General features: G+C 39.6%; 5 protein-coding genes and 1 pseudogene. 3 read left to right on the top strand and 3 right to left on the bottom strand.

Annotated features, from left to right (window positions below; translation table 11 throughout):
• Nucleotides 1–521: 521 nt before the first annotated feature.
• A complete protein-coding gene (locus HF876_RS07450) occupies nucleotides 522–1,340 on the bottom strand; it encodes a YitT family protein (protein WP_169359436.1) in 819 nt (272 codons plus the stop codon).
• A gap of 492 nt (nucleotides 1,341–1,832) precedes the next feature.
• On the opposite strand from HF876_RS07450, the gene adh reads away from it, so the two are divergent.
• The 3 genes and pseudogenes from adh to HF876_RS07435 all read left to right on the top strand — a co-directional run bounded on the left by adh (nucleotide 1,833) and on the right by HF876_RS07435 (nucleotide 4,665).
• Nucleotides 1,833–3,353, top strand: coding sequence for an aldehyde dehydrogenase (adh, locus tag HF876_RS07445; RefSeq protein WP_169359428.1), 1,521 nt, complete (start codon nucleotides 1,833–1,835; stop codon nucleotides 3,351–3,353).
• Nucleotides 3,354–3,375: 22 nt separating this feature from the next.
• A complete protein-coding gene (locus HF876_RS07440) occupies nucleotides 3,376–3,738 on the top strand; it encodes a DUF779 domain-containing protein (RefSeq protein ID WP_169359427.1) in 363 nt (120 codons plus the stop codon).
• Between the two features lie 193 nt (nucleotides 3,739–3,931).
• Nucleotides 3,932–4,665, top strand: a pseudogene (locus tag HF876_RS07435) (NADPH-dependent oxidoreductase).
• Between the two features lie 53 nt (nucleotides 4,666–4,718).
• Here HF876_RS07435 and HF876_RS07430 read toward each other — a convergent pair.
• The gene (locus tag HF876_RS07430; RefSeq protein ID WP_169359426.1) at nucleotides 4,719–5,801 is read right to left on the bottom strand and encodes a CAP-associated domain-containing protein; all 1,083 of its coding nucleotides are present in this window, start codon (nucleotides 5,799–5,801) and stop codon (nucleotides 4,719–4,721) included.
• 17 nt (nucleotides 5,802–5,818) lie between these two features.
• Entirely contained in the window at nucleotides 5,819–6,355 is a 537-nt protein-coding gene (locus tag HF876_RS07425; RefSeq protein ID WP_251555631.1) for a superoxide dismutase family protein, read from the bottom strand.
• Nucleotides 6,356–6,495 lie beyond the last annotated feature (140 nt).

The following is a 6,495-nucleotide window of genomic DNA, read 5'->3' as shown; positions in this document are numbered from 1 at the left end:
ATAGGCGGTTGCGCTTTTCTCGATGTCTAGCTGCACCGCCTTGCCCCTCGGGGTCAAATGGAGAAAAGCTCCGGTGGCTGAGGAACTGCCTCCTCGTTTTTCTCCATTTGCCTGTCGGGGCAGAGATAGGCGGTTGCGCTTTTCTCGATGTCTAGCTGCACCGCCTTGCCCCTCGGGGTCAAATGGAGAAAAGCTCCGGTGGCTGAGGAACTGCCTCCTCGCATTTCCCCATTTGCCTGTCGGGGCAGAGATAGGCGGTTGTGCTTTTCTCGATGTCTAGCTGCACCGCCTTGCCCCTTGGGGTCAAATGGGAAAAAACTGCGGTGGCTGAGGAACTGCCTCCTCGCATTTCTCCATTTGCCTGTCGGGGCAGAGATAGGCGGTTGCGCTTTTCTCGATGTCTAGCTGCACCGCCTTGCCCCTAGGGTCAAATGGGAAAAAACTGCGGTGGCTGAAGAACTGCCTCCTCGCATTTCCCCATTTGCCTGTCGGGGCAGAGATAGGCGGTTGCGCTTTTCTTGTTAATGAATGTCTTTTTTCTTAAATCTGCCGCCTTGTACCTCGGCTATGTTGCCTACTGCTAAAAAGGCATGGGAATCTATTTCTTCCACAATAGATTTTAGCTTGGCTTCCTCTAATCGAGTAACAACTGTAAAGATTACCTTCTTACTATCTCCTGTATAGGCACCTTCCCCATGAAGATATGTTACTCCCCGACCAAGACGGTCCATGACAGTGTCTCCAATAATCTCTACTTTCTCACTAATAATAAAGACGGATTTAGATTCATCTAAACCTTGAATAACGATATCAATAGTTTTAAATGCTACAAAGTAGGCTAAAAAGGAATACATAGCTTGCTCCCAAGTGAAGACGAAACCGGCAACAGAGAATATGACTAGATTTATTATCATAATAATCTCGCCAACTGAAAAAGGTAATGCTTTATTAAAAAGAATAGCTAAAATTTCAGAGCCATCCAAGGAACCTCCATGACGAATAACTAATCCTACTCCGACGCCAAGAACGATGCCTCCAAATACAGTTGATAGGAGTAAATCCTTTGTAAAAGCATCAATATGGTGTAAATAAGATGTACAGAGTGACAGTATAGTAATACCAAAAAGAGTGGATAGTGCAAAGGTTTTTCCGATTTGCTTGTATCCTAAGAAAAAGAATGGAATGTTTAGTATGAAGATAAAAACTCCTAATCTTACTCCCGTTAGATGTGAAATAATGATAGAAACTCCTACTACTCCACCATCGAGAATTTGATTGGGAACTAAGAAAAGTTCTAGACCGACGGCCATCAGGATAGCTCCAATTGCTATCATGATCATGCGCCCAGCAACAACTTTTTTGGGGGTTTTTCTGTGAGGTATTTTAACTTTTGCCAGCTCAATCGCTATATCACTCAATTTAATCTCCTCTTTTCTAAAAAATAGCCATTCTTCTATTTTATAAAAAAATTCAAAAAATTAAAAGAGTGTTTTCTATATATTAATAAAATTATCCAAAAAATGTTATAATCATTTTTAATCTATCTATTTAAATTTATGTAGTCCTTTCTGAAAAGAATAATGAAGGCTTTAATATTGCACGTGGCTGATAGAGGAATTATGAAAATAACAGAGCCCATCTTTAAATAAGTTTATCAAATTATATAATTTGAATATTCATTTTAATCTGTTAATATTATTGTAAGATTGATATTATTAGAGGGGGGATATAAGATTCAAATTCATGGAAAGTAATTAAAATTGTAAGCGCATACATAATTATTCTTTTGCATATTATTTAAATGCGCAAAAAAATGTGGGGGAGGAATAGGGATGGTTTATGCATTTCCTAATACTGAAGGGGCAAAGGTTTCCTTTAAGGACAAGTATGATAATTATATCAACGGAGAGTGGACACCACCGGTTAATGGGCAGTACTTTGAGAATGTCACTCCTGTGACAGGAAAGGTATTTACAATGGTTGCTCGTTCCACATCGGAGGATATTGAATTGGCTTTAGATGCAGCTCATGCCGCAAAGGAAGCTTGGGGATTGACATCGGTAACTGAGCGATCAAATATTTTGAACAAAATTGCTAACCGTTTAGAAGAAAATTTAGAAATGTTAGCTATTGCAGAGACTTGGGATAACGGTAAAGCGGTACGAGAGACTTTAAATGCTGATTTACCTTTAGCTATTGATCACTTTCGTTATTTTGCTGGTGCCATAAGAGCACAAGAAGGTCGACTTAGCCAAATAGACAATGATACAGTTGCATATCATTTCCATGAACCTCTTGGTGTAGTGGGACAAATTATTCCTTGGAATTTCCCTATCCTAATGGCAGTATGGAAGCTAGCCCCGGCCTTAGCAGCTGGTAACTGTGTCGTGCTAAAACCAGCAGAGCAAACGCCAGCCTCTATATTAGTACTAATGGAGCTGATTGAGGATTTACTTCCCGCTGGCGTGGTGAATATCGTAAATGGATTTGGCTTAGAAGCTGGTAAACCTTTAGCCTCTAGTCCTAGAATCAGTAAAATTGCCTTTACCGGAGAAACTACCACTGGCCGTTTAATCATGCAGTATGCTTCTCAAAACCTTATTCCAGTAACACTAGAGCTTGGTGGGAAATCACCAAATATCTTCTTTGAGGACATAATGGATGAAGATGATGCATTTTTAGACAAAGCAATAGAGGGCTTTGTATTGTTCGCTTTAAATCAAGGAGAAGTGTGTACATGTCCTTCAAGGGTGCTTATTCAAGAGTCTATTTATGATAAGTTTATGGAACGAGTAATTGCTCGAGTGGAGTCTATTAACATAGGAAATCCTTTAGACCCTGATGTAATGATGGGAGCACAGGCTTCCACAGAGCAAATGGAGAAAATTCTATCCTACTTGGATATTGGAAAACAAGAGGGAGCAGAGTGCCTGATCGGTGGCGAACGGAATACATTAGAAGGTGAATTGGCAGAGGGCTATTACATTAAGCCGACAGTCTTTAAGGGTCATAACAAAATGCGTATATTCCAGGAAGAAATTTTTGGTCCAGTGGTGTCGGTTACCACATTTAAGACGAAAGAAGAAGCTCTGGAAATTGCTAATGACACGTTATACGGCTTAGGTTCTGGAATATGGACACGCAATATGAATACAGCATATCGTTTTGGACGTGCTATTCAAGCAGGACGTGTATGGACAAATTGTTATCATCAATACCCGGCCCATGCTGCTTTCGGAGGCTACAAAATGTCTGGAATAGGCCGAGAAAATCATTTGATGATGCTCAGTCACTATCAACAAACCAAAAATCTATTAGTGAGCTATAGTGAAAATAAATTAGGATTCTTTTAAGCAACAGAGAGGATGAATGTAGATGGTCGAAAGGGTCATCGCAACAGATGCTTCACTAGAGCTAATCGAGCAATTGAAAAGTAAGCACGGTCCCTTAATGTTTCATCAATCAGGAGGGTGCTGTGACGGGTCCTCTCCTATGTGCTATCCCAATGGGGAGCTAATTGTCGGAGATCAGGATATCCTCTTAGGACATATTGGGGATGTTCCGTTTTACATGCACAAGAATCAGTTTGAATACTGGAAGCATACCCAGCTAATCATTGATGTGGTAGAGGGAAGAGGAGGAATGTTTTCTTTAGAAGGAGTAGAGGGCAAACGATTCCTAACAAGATCTCGGGCATTTACCTCTGACGAGAACACTCAGCTTAGTAGTTATGAATAATGGAAATAAGCACAGTAATGGTATCCCCTTCCTGTGCTTATTTGTAATTGACTCAACAAACACTGCAGAGCCCATAGCTTGTTACTTGCCGTCTTTAATAGCCATTCCGTTTCCTTAGAGTGTGATTTGTTTCATTCTTAAAATAAATTAAGCTATACTTACTTTAGAAAAAACAACGAAAGAAGGAATACGAATGGTTAAAGAACTGTTACGAGCGCATGCTTCTGTGAGAAAATATAAAGACTATAAGTTGCCGAGAGAAGAAGTAGTAGAGCTTATAGAAACTGCTCAACATGCTGCCAGCTCCCACTTCGTACAAGCCTATAGCGTGATATGGGTTTCCGATGAGGAGAAAAAAGAAGAACTAGGTAGACTATCCAAAAACCCTACTCAATTTGCTACTGCAGGAGCAGCTCTTCTAATGTGTGCAGACTTCAATCGCTTACAAGCGGCTGGCAAAATTCAAGAAAAAGAAATAACGATTGATACGGTTGAAAATGTAATTGTCGGAACAGTAGACGTAGCCCTGTTCTCGCAAAATCTTGTTATTGCTGCCGAAGACAAAGGCTATGGCATCTGCTACATAGGTGGGGTAAGAAATGCATTAGATGAAATTAGTACTTTGTTTAATCTGCCAGAGAAGGGGTATTTCCACTCTTTGCAATTACACTAGGTGTGCCTGACCAACAAAATGAGGTGAAGCCACGTCTACCAGTGGAGGCCATTCTCCACGAAAATGATTATAATTCTGGTAAATACGGAGAGCTTCTCAAAGAGTATGATGAAACGATGAAGGAATATTACTTGAGTCGTGGATCTAACCAAAAAGTATCTACTTGGACAAGGCAAATGGCAGACTTCCTAGAAAGTCCTCGCAGACCCCATGTGAGAGATTTCTTAGCAAGTAAAGGATTTAACTTAAAGTAAGTGAAATTTAGAAGAGAGGATCCGACATTAGTCGTGATCCTCTCTATAGCTTTTTACTGTGTAAAAAAGTTTTCAGTGTAGTAGGGTGTAGCAGTATCATTAAAAGCAGTTCCGACTCCTAAGTTCCTGTAATTTGGACTGAGAATATTTTTACGATGACCAAGTGAGTTCATCAATCCCTCATGGGCAAATATACTGCTGCTTTGTCCGTATGCTAAATTTTCACCAGCATAGGTAAAGCTAAGACCGTCCTGCTCCATTCGGTCAAAAGGAGTTAGCCCCTGTAAGTTGTCATGACTAAAATAATTATGGACAGCCATATCCTCACTATGCTTCCGAGCGGTGTCACTTACTGATTCATCGTACGCAAGGATAGGTAAACCACGAATCGCACGAGCAGCATTTGTTAAATCGAAAAGCTGATATTCAAATCCTTTTTTCAATTCCTCAGAAGGCTCACCAAATGTTTTTTTATGATTTTTTTCCACGGATTCCTCTACAATTTGTATTGCTGTAATAGTACTGCTCTCATGTATATCATAAAAAAAAGTAACATAGTTGTTATTGACCAAAAACAAATCATATTCCCCCGAGTCTGGGAGTATATAGACGATGTTACCCTTTTTTAAACGTTTGATAGGTTCTCCTAAAGCAGCAAGCACCTGCTCTCTATTACTATCCATAGTCATCCCTAAAAACATGGAGTTAGAGGGCTGATTAGTGAACATGGCATTTACCTTATTTTGAGAATCATAAGAAACCATCATGAAATTTTGATAGTTTTCATGGTGAGTATGCCAAACTAACCCGTATTCGTTTAGACTAACTCTTTGAGCTTTTCCATATATCGTTTCAATCTCGGTTTTTTTCATACCCATCTTAATCTGATCTAGCTCAATGCCTGCATCAGAAAGAGGAATGTTCGTTTTAGTTGGGGAGGAAGTAGGATTAGATTTCATCTCTTGCCAGTAAGCCTTCGCTTCATTTAGATACTGACCAACCTCCATAGACTCTATCCATTCATCTACAGGCTGAAGAAAAGAAAGATCAACATATTCAGTTGTATATTCCTCCCACAAAGGTCTGGAGAAGAAAATGGCTACTAACAAAAGAAGAAACCAGCCTACTTTTCTCACGTGTTTCACACTCCAACTTATTTCTTAATTTCTCCGCATACAATTCTTTTGCCAGAATTACCTGCAGGATCGGTTTTATAGTCATCAGCACTTTCATGAATAACAATAGCACTACCATCAGCATCTAACAAAGAATTACTTTTCCCTTGAGTTAACACTACAGCAGGTGAAATAGTTTCTAACTCAACAGTTCCATCCTTGTCTATTTCAATATTGGGTAGATCTCCGGCATGATACCCCTTATGATTTTGAAATCCATGCTCTTTTCCAGTAGGATTAAAATGACCTCCGGCGGATTCAAACGTTGGTTTTTCACAGCTAGCCTTCTCATGAAAATGGATGGCCTTAATTCCAGGAGCTAACCCCTCTGCTTTTAATAAAATATGGGTACCCTTGGAGGTTTCTGAAAGCGTTGCAGTTCCTACTTGTTTACCTTCTGAATTCATCAATGAAACATCCACCATCTCACCTTTATCTGCATCAACTGAAGAAAAGCTACACCCTGCCAATAAAACGCTAGTAATTACTAAAGTAACTGTAATATGTTTATACACTTATGTCCCTCCTAATTTTACATTTTTAAGTCCACATAAGTCTTACCAAATATAGGGTTTATATACATCTATTTAAATAAAAAGCACAATGCAGTCGACTTCTGCATTGTGCTTTTTATAATATAAACGGATTAACTCGG

The organism is Psychrobacillus sp. BL-248-WT-3 (assembly GCF_012843435.1).
Classification (GTDB): Bacteria; Bacillota; Bacilli; order Bacillales_A; family Planococcaceae; genus Psychrobacillus.
This window is presented reverse-complemented; position numbering and strand designations above follow the sequence as displayed.

Excerpts from the sequence above, each read along its gene's own strand:
- HF876_RS07450 (WP_169359436.1), bottom strand. The coding sequence starts at position 1,340 with ATGATCATGATAGCAATTGGAGCTATCCTGATGGCCGTCGGTCTAGAA.
- adh (WP_169359428.1), top strand. The coding sequence starts at position 1,833 with ATGGTTTATGCATTTCCTAATACTGAAGGGGCAAAGGTTTCCTTTAAG.
- HF876_RS07440 (WP_169359427.1), top strand. The coding sequence starts at position 3,376 with ATGGTCGAAAGGGTCATCGCAACAGATGCTTCACTAGAGCTAATCGAG.